The sequence below is a fragment of the Candidatus Njordibacter sp. Uisw_039 genome, assembly GCF_047730075.1.
Lineage (GTDB): Bacteria > Pseudomonadota > Gammaproteobacteria > Pseudomonadales > Balneatricaceae > Njordibacter.
The window spans coordinates 2044718-2062011 of sequence record NZ_CP159831.1 but is presented as its reverse complement, the minus strand read 5'-3'; the positions used below and the strand labels follow the sequence as shown (position 1 = coordinate 2062011).

Genomic DNA, 17294 nt, shown 5'->3' with positions numbered 1-17294 from the left:
ATAGAAATGATTCACAAAAATATAATTTATGTGGAAAAAGTATCGTATTAGCGCTTTGTATAGTTTACTTGTGAAGTTAATCGCGTGTATGCTAAAACCAAATCGGTGATTTAAATCACTGTTTTATTGTTTTACTGATAAATCTAAAAACCGGAGTAACACATGAAAAAGTTAATCGTCGCCACTATGGCCACGGGCCTTATGCTTGGAGCATCCACCATGGCCAGTGCTGCCGAAACCCTATTATTATCATCTTGGTTACCACCCAAACATCCCGTGGTTGCCTCTATTATTAAGCCTTGGATTAAGGCTGTAGAAGCTGAAAGTGGTGGTGAACTTAAAATCCGTATTTTACCTAAGGCTTTAGGTGCGCCACCAGCTCATTACGACCTTGCTAAAGATGGCGTTGCCGACATCACTTACGGCGTTCATGGCTATCAGCCAGGTCGGTTTAAACTCACAGCAGCTACTGAGTTGCCTTTCTTAGGTGACAGTGCAGAAGATGTGTCTGTCGCTTACTGGCGTATCTATAAGAAGCACCTTGAGTCGGTTAACGAACATGAAGGCACCGTAGTTTTGGGCTTAATGTCCCATGGGCCAGGTGTAATTCATAACAACGTACGCGCCATTAATAGTGTTGCCGATATGGCAGGCTTAAAGTTCCGCGTTGGTGGAGGTGTTGCAGGTAATGCAGCCAAGGCCTTGGGTGTGACTGCAATGTTAGCCTCTGCAACTAAGAACTACGAAATGTTGTCTAGTGGTGTTGCTGATGGTACCTTCCTGCCCACTGAATCCATTAAGTCGTTCAAACTGACCAAGTTGTTGTCCTTTGCAACAACAGTGCCAGGTGGTTTGTACAACACCAGTTTTTTCTTGACCATGAACCCTGCTAAATTTGACAGCTTAAGTGCCAACAGCCAAGCTGTTCTAATGCGCACTTCGGGTGAAAACTTTGCGCGTATTGCGGGTCAAGGTTGGGATAAGCACGATGCCATAGGTCAAGCTGCTATGGATGCTGCAGGCATTGCCACTATAAATGCAAGTGATGCGTTTGTAGCCGAAATTAAAGCCGCAACAAGCCACTTGGAAGCTGACTGGATTGCCACGGCTAATGGTTTAGGTGTTGATGGTGCTGCTGTAATGGCTGATTTACGTGCAGAAATTGCTAAGGTAGCAGCTGAGTAATGTCGCTTAGTCAATCAAGGAGCCGGACTTTACAGTCTGGCCCCTTAATGCAGTTTGTGCTGCAGCGTATATTGGGTGGCCTAGCGGCCACCTTTTTGTTGGTTTTAATGCTGTTAACATTAGTTGACGTGGTGGGCCGCTACGGCTTTAATGCGCCGGTCAATGGCAGCTTTGAAATTACCGAACTGCTGTTAGCTGCCATCATATTTTCTGCCTTGCCTTTGGTATCTGCCAAAGATCAACATATTACTGTGGATCTCATTGATGCTTTTGTGCCTAGCTTTTTTGCGTGGGTAAGGGATGTCGCTATTGCCTTAGTAACGGCTATAGTCCTAGCGGGAATTAGCTATAAGGTTTGGAACAAAGCCCTTGAATCGGTGCATTATGGCGACCAAACAGCCATGCTGTATCTACCCACAGCACCAGTATACTTTTATATTAGCATTGCCTTAGGCTTGAGCAGTGTGATTGCTTTATTACTCACTTGGCAGTATGCCCGCGCAGGCGCGTTACTTTCCTCTAGAAAAGCATAATTAACATGTATGAATCTTTAATTGCCTTTGCTGCCATGCTCACCTTGGTGATTTTGGTGCGTATGCCCATTGCCTTTGCTATGGGGCTGGTGGGTTTTGTTGGCTTTGGTTTAATGACCAGCTTTTCTGGTTCTTTGGCTATGGCCAGTATCATCACCTATGACACGGGCCTTAACTATGGCCTTTCGGTGGTGCCTTTATTTATTTTAATGGGTAATTTTGTAAGTCGAGCAGGCTTATCTGACGAGTTATATAATGCCGCTAATGCCTTTTTGGGCCATCGGCGCGGTGGCCTGGCCATGGCGACAGTGGTTGCGTGTGGCGGTTTTAGTGCGGTTTGCGGTTCTAGTTTAGCCACCGCTGCCACCATGTCTAAGGTGGCTATGCCACCCATGAAAAAATACGGTTATGACGAAGGCTTAGCCGCGGGATGTATTGCTGCAGGAGGCACTCTCGGTATCTTAATACCTCCCAGTGTAATCCTTATTATTTTTGGCATTATGACTGAAACTGATATTGGTTTGCTGTTTATTGCTGGTATTTTGCCAGGCCTGTTAGGTGTACTTTTTTACTTGGTCGCAGTATTGGTGACGGTCACCTTAAAGCCAGAAAAAGGCCCCAGAGGTGAACGCTTTTCATGGCCTCAACGCTTACATGCGCTTTGGGGTGTGTCTGGTGTATTAAGCTTATTTACATTGGTGATTGGCGGCATTTATGGTGGTATCTTTACGCCTACTGAAGCGGCGGGCATTGGTGCTTCTGGGGCCTTCTTAATTGCCCTAATCCGTCGTCGTTTAAGCCTGCAATCTTTACTTGAAACCTTGGTTGAAAGTGCCCGTACTACGGCGATGATTTTTGTCATCCTTATTGGTGCAGAAATCTTCTCAAACTACGTCAATATCGCAGGCCTGCCCGAGCTGTTATCAGACTGGGTGGTGTCTTTCGACTTGTCAGCCATTGCAGTAATTATGCTCATTATGTTGGTGTATGTGGTGTTGGGCACCGTATTAGAAAGCCTGTCCATGATCATGCTTACTGTGCCAGTATTTTATCCTTTAGTATTGGGGCTTGATTTAGGCGATTATTCAGACGCTTTAATGGATCCAGAAATGGCACTCATCTGGTTTGGTATTATTGTGGTGGTGATTACTGAAATTAGCCTCATTACACCACCTGTTGGCCTTAATGTATTCGTGCTCAAAAGTATGCTTGAGGATGTGAAGCTCAGCACCATATTTCGTGGTGTGACACCGTTTTGGATGGTTGATATCGTGCGTTTAATGACGCTGATATTACTCCCTGGATTGGTGCTATGGCTGCCCAATTTAATGGCGAGCTAGGTCAATGGGTGCATCTAATGTGTCCATGAGCCAACTCGAATTTATTTTCATTATTGCCTCTCTCATGTCTCTGGTGGCTCTTGCTACGGATGCCATGCTGCCGGCTTTAGGCTATATGGCTCAGGACTTTGGTGTTGATGGCAATGCCATCCAATTGGTTGTGACCAGTGTGTTTGTAGGCCATGCCTTAGGCCAGTTGGTCTATGGTCCCGTGTCAGATACCTATGGCCGTAAGCGCAGTATATTTGTGGGCTTGGGTATTTTTTGCGTGGGTAGCTTGATCAGTGTTTGGGCCAACTCCCTAGAGATGATGCTAGTCGGGCGTTTTTTACAAGGTTTTGGTGCTTCAGGGCCACGAGTGATGGTGGTGGCTCTTGTGAGAGACAGTTTTAGTGGGGCGGCCATGGCGCGTATCATGTCCTTTGCCATGACCTTGTTCATGGCCGTGCCTATTATGGCGCCTTTACTGGGGCAGGGCATTTTACTGGTAGGGCCTTGGTCGTGGATTTTTGGTTTTTATGTGATGTTTGCGGTGATTATGTTTACCTGGGTATACCTGCGCTTGGATGAAACCCTCAAGCCTGAAAATCGATTATCTCTGCATCCTAAAAAGCTTTGGCATACCATGCTAAGAGTGCTGCTGAACCCCATAGCTGCAGGTTACTCCATAGTTGCTGGTTTGGGCTTTGGTGCATTTTTGGGTTACCTAAGTTCAAGCCAGCAGATATTTCAACAGCTTTATGGCGTGGGAGACGCCTTCCCTATTTATTTTTCAGTGCTGGTTACACCGACGATTGTGGCGTCGTTACTCAACGCAAAGTTAGTTCTTCGATTTGGTATGTACCCTCTGGTACAAATGAGTAATGTCATCACTGGTACAGCGTGTTTGGCCTTCTATATCTATGCCCAAAGCCTAGCTGCAGGGCCAAGTTTGGGTCAATTTATGGCCTTATGTAGCATTATTTTCTTTGGTGTTGGGTTTCAGTTTGGCAATGTTAATGCACTAGCCATGGAACCCTTGGGTAAGCTTGCAGGGATGGGGGCTTCCGTTGTTGGTTCTAGTTCTACCTTGGTGGCAGTGCCTATTGGTATGTGGGTGGGTATGTCTTACGATGGCTCCGTGTTGCCTTTGGCGTTTGGTTTTGCTGTTGCCTCTTGGACAGCTTTTATGGTCATGCTCTACCTCAATAGCTTGCATCGGTCACCAGCCTAAGGTCGATTTTCCAGTAGTTGAAACTGGATTTTTTGCCACGGCAGAGTATGCTAGAAGAACAATAATAAATAGGAGTTCGAAGATGGTTATTTATCCAGACATAGAAATCCAAAACGGTCGCTGCGTCAATTTACGTCGTGGCCACATGCAAGATCCCATCGTTTATGACATAACCCCCCTAGAGGCTGCGCAGCAGCACGTTGCAAATGGCGCCCAAGTGCTGCATGTAGTGGATTTAGACAACGTTATGCGTGGTGGGCACGACAATCACAAGACGGTATTGGAAATTATTCAATCGGTAGATGTGCCAGTGCAAGTGGGTGGTGGCATCCGCACCATAGAAGGGGCGCGTTGGTGGTTCGAGCATGGTGCCTCGCGGGTGGTAATTGGTACGGCTGCCATAGAAGACCGTCATTTTTTACACGAACTGTGTAATCATTATCCAGGCCAAGTAGTGGTGTCCATTGATGCGCGTCAAAATAAAGTAATGTGCCATGGTTGGACTGAAGAAACCATTTTCACACCACTAGAGGTGGCTAGGGACCTACAAGAACGAGGCGCAGCAGCTATTATCTATACCGATATTGACCTTGATGATGATCATCCAGAAGCCACGTTCGCCATAACGACTAAAATGGTAGATGAACTGCATATTCCAGTAATCTCAAGTGGCGCGGTGAAGACCTTAGATGACATTTCTACCTTACGCATGCTGCCTAATATTGCTGGGGTCGTGGTAGGTAGGGCTCTGATGAGTGGGGCAGTTTCCTTAGCTGATGCTTTGGCCGTGTGCCAACAGCCAGATACCTACGCGGAGTTTTTATAAAACCCTACTGTGTCGTCGTTGGTGGCGCAAATATGGATCTCTTGGGCACACCCCAAGATGCACTAAAACAGCACACATCTAATCCTGGTAAGGTTTCATCTAGTCCTGGAGGAGTAGGCCGAAATATAGCTGAAAACCTACGTCACCTTGGCCAGCCTTGCTGGTTGATGGCCCCCGTAGGTGATGATGCCAATGGCATGTTACTTAAACGTCATTGCCAACAACTCGGCATGCAAACTGATTGTATGGTTGCCCTACCAGGAAAATCCACCTCAACCTATCTATCAATCGTTGATGCAGCGGGTGAAATGCAGATCGCCATTGCTGATATGGCGTTGATCGATGAGTTTGGTGCAGCCCAGTTACAAGAGTTTTTGCCCCAACTACAAAATGCGTCAATGGTGGTCTTAGATGCTAATTTGGCGCCACACTGTTTGGCTTTTCTTGTTCAAGAGCTGCCGCTGCAACATTTTTTTGTGGATACGGTCTCCGTTGCTAAAGCTATTCGAATAGCACCATTTTTGTCACACATACATAGTCTTAAACCTAATTTGATGGAAGCTCAAGCTATCGCTGGCACAGATTTTGGTAGTCACCCTTCCAACTCTCAGCTATTGCAGTTATCTAAGTGGTTTATGGCCCAAGGCGTAAAGCACTTATATTTAAGCCTAGGCCCTATGGGCTTACTTTATAGTGATGCTAACCAATGCTTTATCATCGCGCCTAGTGCGCCTATAAAGTCTATTGATATAGTCAATAGTAATGGCGCTGGAGATGCTATGATGGCCGCCATAGTTGATGCGTGGTTACAAGGTTGTGATGCATTACAAAGCGCCGCCAGTGCCTTGGCCTGCGCTCAAGTTGCTATGGCCAGTGAAACCACCATTAGTCCACACTTAACGCCTGATTTACTACTTCGCATGTTAAAGGAACACCCGTGCAGCATAACCCCACTAACTTAAACGCTTATCTTGATATTCACCCCCGCATTCAACAAGCATTGGCGAACAATAAGCCTGTTGTGGCCTTAGAATCCACCATTATTTCTCATGGTATGCCCTATCCACAAAATGTAGAAACGGCTATGTTGGTTGAGCAAGCCGTGCGAGATAATGGAGCAGAGCCAGCCACCATTGCCATTATCAATGGACGCTTAACAGTAGGGTTAGATGAAGGGCAAATTAACCACATTGGCAAGCATGGCTTTGAGGTTATTAAAACCAGCCGCCGTGATATCCCATTTATTGTAGCAAAAAAGCAAGATGGTGCTACAACGGTAGCCTCCACCATGATTATTGCAGCTATGGCAGGTATCAAAGTGTTTGCCACTGGAGGCATAGGCGGTGTTCATCGCCATGCCGAAACAACGATGGACATTTCTGCAGATTTGCAGGAATTGGCACATACCTCGGTTGCTGTAGTGTGTGCAGGAGTGAAGTCTATTTTAGACATTGGGCTTACACTGGAATATTTGGAAACCCAAGGCGTTCCTGTAGTGGGCTATAAAACTAAGGTTATGCCTGCATTTTATACCCAAACCAGTGCCTATGAAGTGGATTATTCGTTAGACTCTGCGGCGAGCATAGCCCAAGTGTTGTCCGCAAAATGGCGCATGGGATTAGTAGGTGGCGTGGTGGTAGCTAACCCCATACCAGATGCCTATGCTATGGATCCTGTTGCAATAGAGCAGGTTATCGCTGAAGCCATTGTAGAAATGCAAGAGCAGGGCATTTATGGCAAACAAAGTACGCCGTTTTTGTTGTCTAAAATTGCGAAAGTTACCCAAGGCGAGAGTTTAGCGGCTAATATTCAGTTGGTATTAAATAATGCCCGTCTTGGGGCTAATATTGCCAAAGAGCTAGCTAAGCTTTAGCCACTCTCAATACCTTAACCTTAAATTTATATGACAGTTAGTATTTCATCCAATGGCTTTTTGATCCTAGCTACACCAGGCACGGTGGCGTCTTTAGAAGCATGGCCCACGGCTAAGATCATTACGGCTTTTTCGTGGCTTGGCCGGTTAAGGAGTTTGTTTAGAAAGCGCATGGGATTTGGCGTGTGTGTGAGACTGTATAAACCCGCATGGTGCAATGCCGAAATCAGAAATCCCGTGGCGATACCCACACTATCGGGCACATAATAGTTTTTAAACCGAGTGCCATCGTCAAATACCCCGTAACGCTGGGCAAAGATAACAATAAGCCATGGGGCAATATCTAAATGGGGTTTATCTGCATTAGTGCCGATAGGTTCTAAGGCTTTAATCCATTCATCGCCACCACCTCCGGCGTAAAATTTTTCTTCTTCGGCTTCTGCGGCTAAACGCATTTCATGCTTTACCTCAGGATTACGGATAGCCACGAAATGCCATGGTTGGTGGTTGGCTCCGCTGGGGGCCGAGCCTGCCGTGCGAATACAGTTCTGAATCACCTCCTCTGGCACTTTTCGGTCAATAAAATCACGAACTGTATGCCGTTGTTTCATGGTTTGGTAATAAGCCAAAGCAGCTTGCTGCATGTCTTTGTCAGTCATTTCTGGCCGAGGAGTTAGCTGTACCGCTTCATAGGAAAGTTGTTCTCGTGCAAACATGGTGGGTTCCTAGTTAATACTGTGAGGTGATACCAACGGAGATGCTGCTAGAACCCCAGTTAACGCCATTAAGGCGTTGGCTAGCAACGGTTCCCGCGGCACGATAGAAATTGTGCACGCCGGCACCAGTGGAGTATTGGCTTTGTTTAAAGTCTACATTAAAAAAGCTGTTAGGTGTGGGTAGCGCATACGTCATCCCTAAACCCATTTGAGTGCCCTGGCCGCGGGCAGTTTGTCCGAAGCTTTTAGGGTGTTTTAGATCGCTGCGTAAATTCCAATTAGCTTCAGCGTCATAATAGCTGTAGTGATATTCTAACTCAGCGAAGGTGGTCCAACGTTTGGCAGTAACGAAACGCAAATCTAGGCCTACCCAAGGGCCGCGCCAATGTGTGGTAAATGTAGAATTTAAGCCCGCAATTGGTCCAAGGCCGCTACCACAGCTTAATGGTGAGCCGCTGGCGTTACACACCGTTTGATTGCCATTGGTCATAGTGAATGTTTGTCTGTGGCTAGAGAAGCCTACCAGTGGCGTGATATCAATGCGGTTATTAATACGAATTTGCTGGCCAATGGCAATACTAAAATCTTCTGCCGAACTGCGGTCTGAGTCGGATAAAGATCGAGAAAATTCTAAGCTACGGTTATCGCCATTATAGTCTGAGTCTTGGTTAGTGCCCGTGAAGCCCCAACCTTTTGAGGTGTAGCCTTTAACGTGCAAGCTATCGTCGCCAATAACACGAAAGCCAAGCCGTGCTTGGTGAAAACCTACATTGCTCCATGTGAGCTCAGAAATTATATTGGGGCCTGTACCAGCTAAGTTACCGGCGATGTCCCAACTAAACTGGTCGTAACGGATACCATAGTCTAAATCTTGTTTATATTCCCACTTGTTGATCGCCTGAACTTGGGTAGAAATTAACACACTAGCTAAAGCCGCAAGGCCTATAATGCGTTTCAAAAAAACGCTAACAATGTGGGTTATTAAATGTGTATTCATACACGAGTGGCTCAAAACCCATAGGCTATATTAAAACTGTAATCACCATTCTGGATTTTTTGAGTCATTATGTCTAACAGTTTTGTTAGTTGCGGGCCTGTTTTAGGGCCAAGTTGAACAAAATGCTGTGACTTAATTTCATGGCTAAATAACATGAAGTACCCTCAGAACATCTAACTCACTAGCTAAGGATAACTAATGACAATTAATAAAATTAACTATAGCCATGATCGTATAGATGTCTTTGGTTAGAAAAAAGTCATGGGGCTTGTCGAACTTGCCAGATATCCGTTTAGGGTAAATAACCCTTCGTAATATGACCCTGGTCAAGTTTAGATACACAAGGTCACCACTTGCCGAAGCATTATGGTCTGCTATAGTTAATGGTAAATGCCTAAGTCTTTTTCCAAACGATGATTTTTGGTTAAGTAAACAGGGAGCAGTTTGTGGAATTACCCCAAGTACCAATTGCAACACGCAAACACCTGCTGAATATTGGCCTGTTTCTGGCTTTGATGTGGGGTGTTTATGAGGCCATAATGGGGCCAGATTTAGTGTCTGATCTCCGTGACTTTACGGGCCGGTATGGGGCTTATTTATTGCTCATTAGTTTACTATTTACCCCACTGAGCCAGCGCTGGAAATGGGTTAAGCGTCATGTGTCCATGCGTCGTAATATTGGCGTATGGGGCTTTATCTATGCCACTCTGCATTTGCTCATTTGGATTACCCTTGAGTTTTATTATGATTGGCAACTAATGCTGGATGAGATTGCAGGTAACCTATTTATCTTACTGGGCATTTTAGCCTTTGTTTTGCTGTTGCCCTTGGCATTGACATCTAATCACCGCGCTGTTAAATACCTTGGCTACCGTAAGTGGCAGATGCTGCACGTGCTCACTTATGTAGCTGTTCCTGCTGTCATGGCCCATCACTTTATGGCGCAAAAAACTGCCATGTTAGAACCCATACTTATGGGCTTAGTATTAATGTTAGTGCTTATTTGGAGGTACCGTCATGCCCGTTAACTCGTCCGAAATAACACCAGAAAAAGTATATAAAAAACGACGTTCTCTAATCGCTGCTGGGCTAGGGGTGTTAGCATTGCCATTACTAGACAGGGGTTATGGGTTACTTCAGCAAAAGCAGGAAGAGAAAAACCTGCCGTTTGCGCGTGTGGCATTAGAACCAAGTAGGCAGAACCAACCTCTAGAACCTACGCCATATGAGACAGTAACGGGCTATAACAACTATTACGAATTTGGTTATAACAAAGATGATCCTGCTAAAGCAGATAAAAGCTTGATCACTTCGCCCTGGAGTGTGGAGATTGGTGGTGAGGGTGCAGACAAGCCAGGCATTTACGACATTGAAGAGATCAAAGGTGAGCACGCTATAGAGAATCATCTTTACCGATTCCGCTGCGTAGAAGCTTGGTCTATGGTGATTCCGTGGAACGGCATTAAGCTGGCAGAGGTTATTAAAGCAGCCGCTCCAAACAGCAAGGCTAAGTTTGTGCGTTTTACAACCCTAAATGATCCCCAACAAATGCCCAATGCAGACTGGGCAGGTGGGCCCTATGTAGAAGGCTTAACCATTGATGAGGCCATGAATCCGCTAACCTTATTGGCTACGGGCATTTATGATAAGCCGTTAGAACAGCAAAACGGCGCACCTATTCGTTTGGTAGTGCCATGGAAATATGGTTTTAAGTATGCAAAATCTATCGTTAAAATCGAATTAGTGGAGCAAATGCCACAGAACACTTGGTGGTTACAAAATAAGCGTGAATATGGCTTTTATGCCAACGTTAATCCACGGTTTGACCATCCCCGCTGGACCCAAGCTACAGAACGAATTATTGGTAAATTAGGCCGCAAACCTACGCTCTTATATAACGGCTACGCAGAAGAAGTGGCCCATATGTATCCAGATTTAGACAATCGTTTGTATTTTTACTAAGGCAGCTGTTAAGGCTGAAAAATGTGCCATAGTTGCGCGCCCCAGAACAAGTAGACCAAACCACCCACGGATAAAAAAGGGCCGAAGGGCATCTGAGGATCGGTTTGACCCGTCCTAATGCGCAGCACTAAGCCAACCACTATTCCCGCTACTGCGGACACCAGCACGATAATTGGCAAGGCCTGCCAGCCTAGCCATGCACCTAATGCTGCGAGTAACTTAAAATCCCCATAGCCCATACCTTGCTTGCCTGTAGCTAGGCGAAAACACCAGTAAACCAACCACAACGACACATAGCCCGCTACAGCACCCCAGAATGCATCTGCTAGTGTGGTGAGACAACCAAAGGCGTTAATGACCAAACCCAGCCACATTAACGGTAGGGTGATCTGGTCAGGCAATAGCTTATGATCTAGGTCGATAAAGGTTAAGGCCACCAACATGTACACCAATATTAACGTCATCGCAGTGGCTAAACTTGGCCCCAGTACCCACGCAACCAGTACGCCTAGAGCAGAAGTTAGTAGTTCAACTAAGGGGTATCGAGGGCTAATCTTGTTATTGCAAAAAGCACATTTTCCACCCAGCAACAGGTATGAGATAACAGGAATATTGTGCCAGGCTTTTAATGGCACATCACAGCTTGGGCAATGGGAAGCTGGCCACACAATTGAGGCCAACGCTGGGCTTGAGGACTGCTGATCATTTTCTGTTAGCTTGAGGAGAACGCGACATTCTTGCTGCCATTCTTGGTGCATTGCATTAGGCATCCGGCCTATCACCACGTTTAAAAAGCTGCCTACTAATAGGCTAAACAAAGCAACGCTTACTAACCAGAATTGAGAATGTTGCTGTAGTAAATCAAAAAATGGGTAAGAAGTCATGGGCTATGTAAGTTGTATAGAGAACGTGGGTCTATTACAAGGATGTTATACCGGTACACTTTAGTATAGACGCTAATAATTAAAACGGTATTGTGGGTTCAATTTGATCCATCATTAACGCCTCGTTAATCTCTAAGAGCATGGGAGTTTGGTTATCAGCGGCCTGTTGCAGCAAGTCAGCCAACGCTGTGAAGGATGTTAGACGGGCATGGTTTATGCCATAAGCTTGCGCGAGAGCATCTATACTGGGTGGTTTAGGGCTCACACCAATAGGGGTGATACCCACAGCCAACATGGAAGACTCAATTTCACCATACCCTTGATTGTTCCACACCATAAATATAATGGGCAATTCCCAATCTTTGGCAGTGGCTAGTTCAGCTAAGCAAAACTGCAAGCCACCATCACCGGTTAAGGCAATGATAGGCTGATTATTATGTTGTAGCCGTCGTCCTAAAGCGGCCCCTATGGCCGCAGGCACAGCATAACCTAAGGTGCCAAATCCTGTAGCAGAGTTGAACCACGTTTTGGCCGCAGGTGCGTCAAAATAACAATTACCACCATAAGCTGGTTGGGTGGAATCACCCACGATTATTACTTCGGGAAGCGCCTTGGTTATGGCTGTTAGAAAACTATGGTGTTGTTGATACGGCTTAGGAAGCTCGGTAAACGCTTCCTGTCTAGTGGTGCGTGCGCGGGCTTCACCTAAGCTGGTAGAGGGCTGCTTAGGTGCTAACAGTGGCAGTAAGCGGGTTAACCCTTGTGATACGTCACAATGAATCCCAAGCTGCTCTGTTGCTTGTATTACGCTAGGATTAATGTCGATACGAATGAGGTTTTTTAATAGTGGGAAGCCGCCGTTCACGTACATATCGTAATCGGTTTGTCCCATTTCTGTGCCTAGGGCGATCACGCAATCAGCTTGCGCTAGTAGGCTACGAGTTGCTTCTAAGCTAGGACTGGCTGGCACCGACAGGGGGTGGTTAGCTAGCAGGCCACGGCCATTGATGGTGGTTACTACTGGCGCATCAAGTGTCTTAGCAAGCTGCTTTACTTGATGTTGTGCGTTAACTGCGCCACCACCTGCAAGGATAACGATTTGGCTATGCTGATTAATAACATTGGCTGCATTTTGTATCTGGTTTAGTGCTTTGGTGCATTCCTCTGTCAGTTGGTCATGACGCTTAACGGGTTGTTTAACCCCGTTGGCCGTTTCATCACCGGCTAATTGTCCAATAACGTCTAGGGGAATCTGCAGGTGTACAGGACCAAGTTGGGTGCCATTACGGGCCTCTAGTGCGGCAAACACTTGGGCAAGGGTTTCTGTGACACTGTCGTTAGCATTGAGCTGAAAACTAGCAACAGTCAGTGGTCTAATTACGTCTGCCTGCTGTGGCATGGCGTGTAAACAGCCTTGTGCTTCTGTACCAGCAGCATTGACTGTAGAGATGACGAGCATGGGGATACTATCCCCAAGGGCTTGGCCCATGGCCGTAGCAATGTTGGTGAGGCCGGGCCCAGTGATGACAAAACAGACGCCTGGTTTTGCTGTGATTCGAGCGTAGCCATCGGCCATAAATCCTGCACCTTGCTCATGGCGGGGCGTAATGTGTTGAATGTTGGAGGCGGCTAAACCTCGGTAAAGCTCCAAGGTGTGCACACCAGGGATACCAAATACAGTATCGACACCATAAGCTTCCAGCAACTCAATGATTTGTTGGCCTTTGGTTATGGTTGGTGCGCGGCTCATGGGTTAGCCTGCTGACATTGATCAATAAAACCACGAATGCGCTTACAGGCTTCCAGCAATAAGGCCTCATCAACGGTAAATGAAATGCGCACCCAACCGAATGAGGTTTTACCAAAAGCGCCGGCATCGAGAACAGCAACGCCGGTGGCATTATAAAGTGCGTTGGCAAATTCAAGGCCGTTCATGCCTAAGGCACGCACATCCATCATGATAAACATGCCTGCGCTCGGTTTAAGAATTGGAGTGGCTTTAATATTCTTAAGTTCAGCAAAGACCAAATCTCGACGTTGTTTAAAGGTCACCCTAATGTGCTCACTTTCAGCTTGTGATTGTGTTAACGCAGTGTAGGCAGCGGCTTGGGAAAATCCGGCTAAACCATACAACATACACAGGCCCAAGTTGGAAAAATGTTCAACAAGTGCCGTTGGCCCAATAGCCCAACCTACACGCCAGCCTGTCATAGCATAGGTTTTTGATAGGCTGTTTAGAGTAACAGTACGCTCAAACATACCAGGATGGTGGGCGATACTGATATGTTCACCTTCAAATATCAATTGATCGTATACCTCATCGGCAATGACCCAGAGATCATGTTCTATGGCAAGATCGCAAATTAACTCAACCTCATCGTTAGACATCATCACCCCTGTAGGGTTGTTAGGATTAGTAATAAGTATGGCTCTGGTTTTAGGTGTGATGGCTTCACGAGTAGCTTGGGCATTAAACCGAAAGCCACCATCGGCATGCATAGGTACCGGTATTAAGTTAGCACCGGATGCGCCTAAGGTGGCTTCGTAGGTAACATACATTGGGTCTAAGGCCAGTATTTCGTCACCGGGATCTAATAAGCATAAGCTGGCAGCAAATAACGCATTTTGAGCACCAGCAAAAAGCATGACGTTGTCTGCGCTTATGTCTGGGGTGTGGGTTGATCGGAACTGCTCGGCGATAACTTGCCTAACCTCAGGACGTCCCGCTACCAGTTGATAGTGAGTGTCTCCTGACTCCAGGGCTTCAATCGCAGCTTGGGTGATGGCTGTAGGTGTGGCAAAATCTGGATCGCCTACACTTAGTACAATCACATCTTTACCTGCCGCGGCAGCTTTTATAGCAACTTCATGAAGGTCCCATGCAGCTGCGCCTTCGCCGTTGATACGATTAGTTAATTGGGAAAATTGCATAGTCACCTTGGCAGCGTAAACTTCGCTATTGAACGATCGTCCAATAATATTGAGCACTTGCTCAATAGTCAAATAAAGCCGACAATTAAGATTAACTATTTTGCCTGTTTTGGAACTGCTTTGAAGAAAAAATCAGATCGTTTATCCCCCCCTGAAAGGCGAATTCAGCTCATTGAAGCGACACTGATATGCTTAATGAGTGAGGGTGCGAGTGGTTTATCATCACGCAAAATTTGTGCCCAAGCTCAGGTTTCAGTGGGGTTACTCAATCATCACTTTTCCAGCCAAGAGGAGCTGGTGGCTGCAGCCTATGAAGAAAGTTCTCGGCGTTACCATCAAACCTTAAGGACACGTATAGAGGCCGATACGCAGAACCAAGATTCACCCATCAAAACCCTTGTATCTTGTGCCTTTGAGGAAGATATTATGTGCCCAGATCAGTTGCGAGCTTGGGTAGTGTTTTGGTCTAAAACCATTGATTCTAAAGTGATGAGGGCCACTCATGACCGCATTAATGAAAGGCTGCAATCTTATCTTATAGAAGTGCTCGCTAAATCCTTACCTAACAGTAAGGTTGATCTTCGCGTGTTAGCGATTGAATACAGTGCATTAGCAGACGGCCTTTGGTTGGATTGGAGCCTTAACGGCAAGCACCAAAGTTCTGAACTGTGGCAAACCATTTTGAATCAGTGGTTAGATCGTACCTTAGCCTTGGCTTAGGTGGTTAGGGCACGTTCAACTACACTGGGGGCCTGCTCAATTACACGCAATAATATTCTAGCAGATCGTTCAGGTGTGCGACGCCCCTGTTCCCAATCACGCACCGCTCCTAAAGTGAAGCCATAGCGCTGTGCGAATGCTTTTTGTGTTAGGCCTGACACGGCTCTTAATTGCTGGACATCAATTGATTCTGGCACTTTTATTTTAGTTTCTCGTACCGGAACTGGCTTGCCCTCTATGTAGGCTAGGGCTTCTTCTAAGCCTTTGTGAATACTGGAGAAGGTATCTTTTGTCATGATGGTGACCTTATCGATCTGATCTTTTGTGTGATTTTTTTGAGGCTATTTAATTGCTTTTTCGACAAGTTATCTTTGGTGCTCTTGCTATAGACCGAAAGCAATAAAAGAGGTGAATTTTGATGGTAGAAAAAATAGATTACTCGGACACCACCAGTGCCTGTAAGCAAATCCCCAGCATAAGGGTGTGATGACAAAAATATCTTTAGGTCATCAATTGCAGAGTCGTCCATTAATCTGCGAGCTTCACGAAGAGATTCAGGAAGCTCAATTATTGTTTGCATAGTCCATTGCATAAATCCAAGGGTACGGCAATGCCTTACTCAATGCAAGTGTAGAGACCAACAAAACATCTACCTGATGGAACGGTTTTACCCTGAAATCTATTACCCAGAAGCCTTAGGCACTCGGCCTTCTAACCAATGGAATAGCAGAACAATAACGCCGGTGAGGCAAATATAAACACCAGCAATAAGCAGTAGTGGCTCATAGATACGGTAGGTTTCTTGACGGATGATGGTGCCAACACCAAAAATTTCATACACGGTAATAGTAGCCGCCAAGGGTGTGGCTTTAAGGGTGAGCACCATTTCCCCTGCAAGGGTGGGAAATACATTCTGTAGCGCTCGTGGTAGCCATATTCGGCGTAGTAATTGAAAACGGCTCATGCCACTAGCAATGCCTGCTTCTAGTTCGCCCTTGGGTACGTTTTTAAATGCCCCGCGCATAATTTCACCTTCGTAGGCTGCCACACTTAGTGTAAAAGCAACCACGGCATAGGGGAACGCATCGCGCAAATAAGGCCAAAAAAAGCTCGTGCGTATGCCATCTATATAAGGGAAAATGGAGCCAAGGCCATAGTAAAGCAACCACAGTTGAATGAGTAGGGGAGTGCCACGAAAGGCGGTGCAAAAGGCTTTCGCTGGCAGAGATAAAATCCGTGGCCCAGTTACCTGCACCAAACCAAGGGGGATAGCAAGCAGCATGCCAAAAAATATGGCCATCACTAGTAACTGTATAGTGAGCCATGTGCCGGCAAGTAATTTAGGAGCGTATTCGCCTACCCAGTACCATTCCATGTTAATGCCCTAAGCTAGTCATGCCACGAGTTGAACGGCGTTCTAACCACTGAAATCCAAGGTTGGAAATAAGTGTGACGGTTAAATAAATGGCCGCAGCTATTAAAAAGAACTCCAAATAATAACGAGTAGTACCTGCAGCTACACGGGTAGTTAGGGTGAGTTCTTGGAATCCAACAACGGCTAATAATGCTGTGTCTTTGGTGACGATTAACCACAGGTTAGACATGCCTGGCAACGCCAGGGGGATCATGGCTGGGATGGTAATCCGTCTAAACAAGGTGAACCTAGACATGCCAAAAGCTCGCCCAGCTTCTAATTGGCCCCTAGGTATGGCTTGTAATGCACCACGGATCACTTCTGTGGAATAAGCACCTTGAACCACACCCAAAACAACAATACCTGCAACTAAACCACTGATGTCAATGGGCTTGTATCCCAAACTCATGAGTAGCTGGTTTAGTAGGGCACTGCCTGCGTAATAAAGTAATAAAATAAGTACCAGCTCTGGCACTGCACGTACCAAGGTGGTGTAAGTACCGAGTAAAAAACGGGCAACTGGACCGCCGTTTATTTTGCCTAATGCGCCAGAAAAGCCTATGGCGGTGCCTAAGAAGTAAGCCCCAAAGGCGATTTGTAGAGTAGCTAACAAACCATAAAACAGGTTGTCACCCCAGCCCATATCTGAAAACTTGAGTATGTTGAGGAATGCTAGAAATGCGTCCAAGAGTGTCCTTTA

General features: G+C 46.1%; 18 protein-coding genes. 10 read left to right on the top strand and 8 right to left on the bottom strand.

What is annotated here, in order from left to right; genetic code table 11:
• Nucleotides 1-162: 162 nt before the first annotated feature.
• The 7 genes from ABXT70_RS09710 to ABXT70_RS09680 all read left to right on the top strand — a co-directional run bounded on the left by ABXT70_RS09710 (nucleotide 163) and on the right by ABXT70_RS09680 (nucleotide 6970).
• Nucleotides 163-1185 carry a TRAP transporter substrate-binding protein gene (locus ABXT70_RS09710; protein ID WP_443640293.1) on the top strand — a complete coding sequence of 341 codons (1023 nt, stop codon included), beginning with the start codon at nucleotides 163-165 and terminating at the stop codon, nucleotides 1183-1185.
• A 47-nt stretch (nucleotides 1186-1232) separates the two neighbouring features.
• Nucleotides 1233-1718: a TRAP transporter small permease gene (locus ABXT70_RS09705; RefSeq protein ID WP_443640292.1), complete on the top strand. Its 486-nt coding sequence runs from the start codon at nucleotides 1233-1235 to the stop codon at nucleotides 1716-1718.
• A 5-nt stretch (nucleotides 1719-1723) separates the two neighbouring features.
• Nucleotides 1724-3058, top strand: coding sequence for a TRAP transporter large permease (locus ABXT70_RS09700; RefSeq protein WP_443640291.1), 1335 nt, complete (start codon nucleotides 1724-1726; stop codon nucleotides 3056-3058).
• Between the two features lie 4 nt (nucleotides 3059-3062).
• Complete coding sequence (locus ABXT70_RS09695) at nucleotides 3063-4271, top strand: multidrug effflux MFS transporter (protein WP_443640290.1); 1209 nt, start codon at nucleotides 3063-3065, stop codon at nucleotides 4269-4271.
• Between the two features lie 82 nt (nucleotides 4272-4353).
• Nucleotides 4354-5097: a HisA/HisF-related TIM barrel protein gene (locus ABXT70_RS09690; RefSeq protein WP_443640289.1), complete on the top strand. Its 744-nt coding sequence runs from the start codon at nucleotides 4354-4356 to the stop codon at nucleotides 5095-5097.
• Complete coding sequence (locus tag ABXT70_RS09685; protein ID WP_443640288.1) at nucleotides 5061-6059, top strand: PfkB family carbohydrate kinase; 999 nt, start codon at nucleotides 5061-5063, stop codon at nucleotides 6057-6059. Before ABXT70_RS09690 ends, ABXT70_RS09685 begins: the two co-directional genes overlap by 37 nt.
• On the top strand, nucleotides 6035-6970 hold the full coding sequence (locus ABXT70_RS09680) for a pseudouridine-5'-phosphate glycosidase (protein WP_443640287.1): 936 nt from the start codon (nucleotides 6035-6037) through the stop codon (nucleotides 6968-6970). The genes ABXT70_RS09685 and ABXT70_RS09680 overlap by 25 nt, the downstream gene beginning before the upstream one ends.
• A gap of 26 nt (nucleotides 6971-6996) precedes the next feature.
• On the opposite strand, the gene ABXT70_RS09675 is transcribed toward ABXT70_RS09680, so the two are convergent.
• Both ABXT70_RS09675 and ABXT70_RS09670 read right to left on the bottom strand, forming a co-directional pair.
• On the bottom strand, nucleotides 6997-7686 hold the full coding sequence (locus ABXT70_RS09675; protein ID WP_443640286.1) for a nitroreductase family protein: 690 nt from the start codon (nucleotides 7684-7686) through the stop codon (nucleotides 6997-6999).
• 13 nt (nucleotides 7687-7699) lie between these two features.
• A complete protein-coding gene (locus ABXT70_RS09670; RefSeq protein ID WP_443640285.1) occupies nucleotides 7700-8644 on the bottom strand; it encodes a hypothetical protein in 945 nt (314 codons plus the stop codon).
• Nucleotides 8645-9129: 485 nt separating this feature from the next.
• On the opposite strand from ABXT70_RS09670, the gene ABXT70_RS09665 reads away from it, so the two are divergent.
• Entirely contained in the window at nucleotides 9130-9711 is a 582-nt protein-coding gene (locus tag ABXT70_RS09665; RefSeq protein ID WP_443640284.1) for a sulfite oxidase heme-binding subunit YedZ, read from the top strand.
• Nucleotides 9701-10645, top strand: a complete 945-nt coding sequence (msrP, locus tag ABXT70_RS09660; protein WP_443640283.1) for a protein-methionine-sulfoxide reductase catalytic subunit MsrP — start codon at nucleotides 9701-9703, stop codon at nucleotides 10643-10645. The genes ABXT70_RS09665 and msrP overlap by 11 nt, the downstream gene beginning before the upstream one ends.
• A gap of 8 nt (nucleotides 10646-10653) precedes the next feature.
• On the opposite strand, the gene ABXT70_RS09655 is transcribed toward msrP, so the two are convergent.
• From ABXT70_RS09655 to ABXT70_RS09645, 3 genes are all read right to left on the bottom strand, one after another.
• Nucleotides 10654-11529, bottom strand: coding sequence for a prepilin peptidase (locus tag ABXT70_RS09655; protein WP_443640282.1), 876 nt, complete (start codon nucleotides 11527-11529; stop codon nucleotides 10654-10656).
• A gap of 79 nt (nucleotides 11530-11608) precedes the next feature.
• On the bottom strand, nucleotides 11609-13279 hold the full coding sequence (locus ABXT70_RS09650; RefSeq protein ID WP_443640281.1) for a 5-guanidino-2-oxopentanoate decarboxylase: 1671 nt from the start codon (nucleotides 13277-13279) through the stop codon (nucleotides 11609-11611).
• Entirely contained in the window at nucleotides 13276-14532 is a 1257-nt protein-coding gene (locus ABXT70_RS09645) for a pyridoxal phosphate-dependent aminotransferase (RefSeq protein WP_443640280.1), read from the bottom strand. Before ABXT70_RS09645 ends, ABXT70_RS09650 begins: the two co-directional genes overlap by 4 nt.
• Before the next feature lie 48 nt (nucleotides 14533-14580).
• On the opposite strand from ABXT70_RS09645, the gene ABXT70_RS09640 reads away from it, so the two are divergent.
• Nucleotides 14581-15180, top strand: coding sequence for a TetR/AcrR family transcriptional regulator (locus ABXT70_RS09640; RefSeq protein WP_443640279.1), 600 nt, complete (start codon nucleotides 14581-14583; stop codon nucleotides 15178-15180).
• Here ABXT70_RS09640 and ABXT70_RS09635 read toward each other — a convergent pair.
• The 3 genes from ABXT70_RS09635 to ABXT70_RS09625 form a co-directional block, all read right to left on the bottom strand.
• The gene (locus tag ABXT70_RS09635) at nucleotides 15177-15476 is read right to left on the bottom strand and encodes a helix-turn-helix domain-containing protein (RefSeq protein WP_443640278.1); all 300 of its coding nucleotides are present in this window, start codon (nucleotides 15474-15476) and stop codon (nucleotides 15177-15179) included. The genes ABXT70_RS09640 and ABXT70_RS09635 overlap by 4 nt on opposite strands.
• A 386-nt stretch (nucleotides 15477-15862) precedes the next feature.
• A complete protein-coding gene (locus ABXT70_RS09630) occupies nucleotides 15863-16555 on the bottom strand; it encodes an ABC transporter permease (RefSeq protein WP_443640277.1) in 693 nt (230 codons plus the stop codon).
• A gap of 1 nt (nucleotide 16556) precedes the next feature.
• The gene (locus ABXT70_RS09625) at nucleotides 16557-17282 is read right to left on the bottom strand and encodes an ABC transporter permease (RefSeq protein ID WP_443640276.1); all 726 of its coding nucleotides are present in this window, start codon (nucleotides 17280-17282) and stop codon (nucleotides 16557-16559) included.
• Nucleotides 17283-17294 lie beyond the last annotated feature (12 nt).

Bases quoted from the DNA above. Each gene is read 5' to 3' on its own strand.
- ABXT70_RS09705 (WP_443640292.1), top strand. From the start codon at position 1,233: ATGCAGTTTGTGCTGCAGCGTATATTGGGTGGCCTAGCGGCCACCTTT.
- ABXT70_RS09675 (WP_443640286.1), bottom strand. From the start codon at position 7,686: ATGTTTGCACGAGAACAACTTTCCTATGAAGCGGTACAGCTAACTCCT.
- ABXT70_RS09695 (WP_443640290.1), top strand. From the start codon at position 3,063: ATGGGTGCATCTAATGTGTCCATGAGCCAACTCGAATTTATTTTCATT.
- ABXT70_RS09635 (WP_443640278.1), bottom strand. From the start codon at position 15,476: ATGACAAAAGATACCTTCTCCAGTATTCACAAAGGCTTAGAAGAAGCC.
- ABXT70_RS09690 (WP_443640289.1), top strand. From the start codon at position 4,354: ATGGTTATTTATCCAGACATAGAAATCCAAAACGGTCGCTGCGTCAAT.
- msrP (WP_443640283.1), top strand. From the start codon at position 9,701: ATGCCCGTTAACTCGTCCGAAATAACACCAGAAAAAGTATATAAAAAA.
- ABXT70_RS09710 (WP_443640293.1), top strand. From the start codon at position 163: ATGAAAAAGTTAATCGTCGCCACTATGGCCACGGGCCTTATGCTTGGA.
- ABXT70_RS09630 (WP_443640277.1), bottom strand. From the start codon at position 16,555: ATGGAATGGTACTGGGTAGGCGAATACGCTCCTAAATTACTTGCCGGC.
- ABXT70_RS09650 (WP_443640281.1), bottom strand. From the start codon at position 13,279: ATGAGCCGCGCACCAACCATAACCAAAGGCCAACAAATCATTGAGTTG.
- ABXT70_RS09655 (WP_443640282.1), bottom strand. From the start codon at position 11,529: ATGACTTCTTACCCATTTTTTGATTTACTACAGCAACATTCTCAATTC.
- ABXT70_RS09700 (WP_443640291.1), top strand. From the start codon at position 1,724: ATGTATGAATCTTTAATTGCCTTTGCTGCCATGCTCACCTTGGTGATT.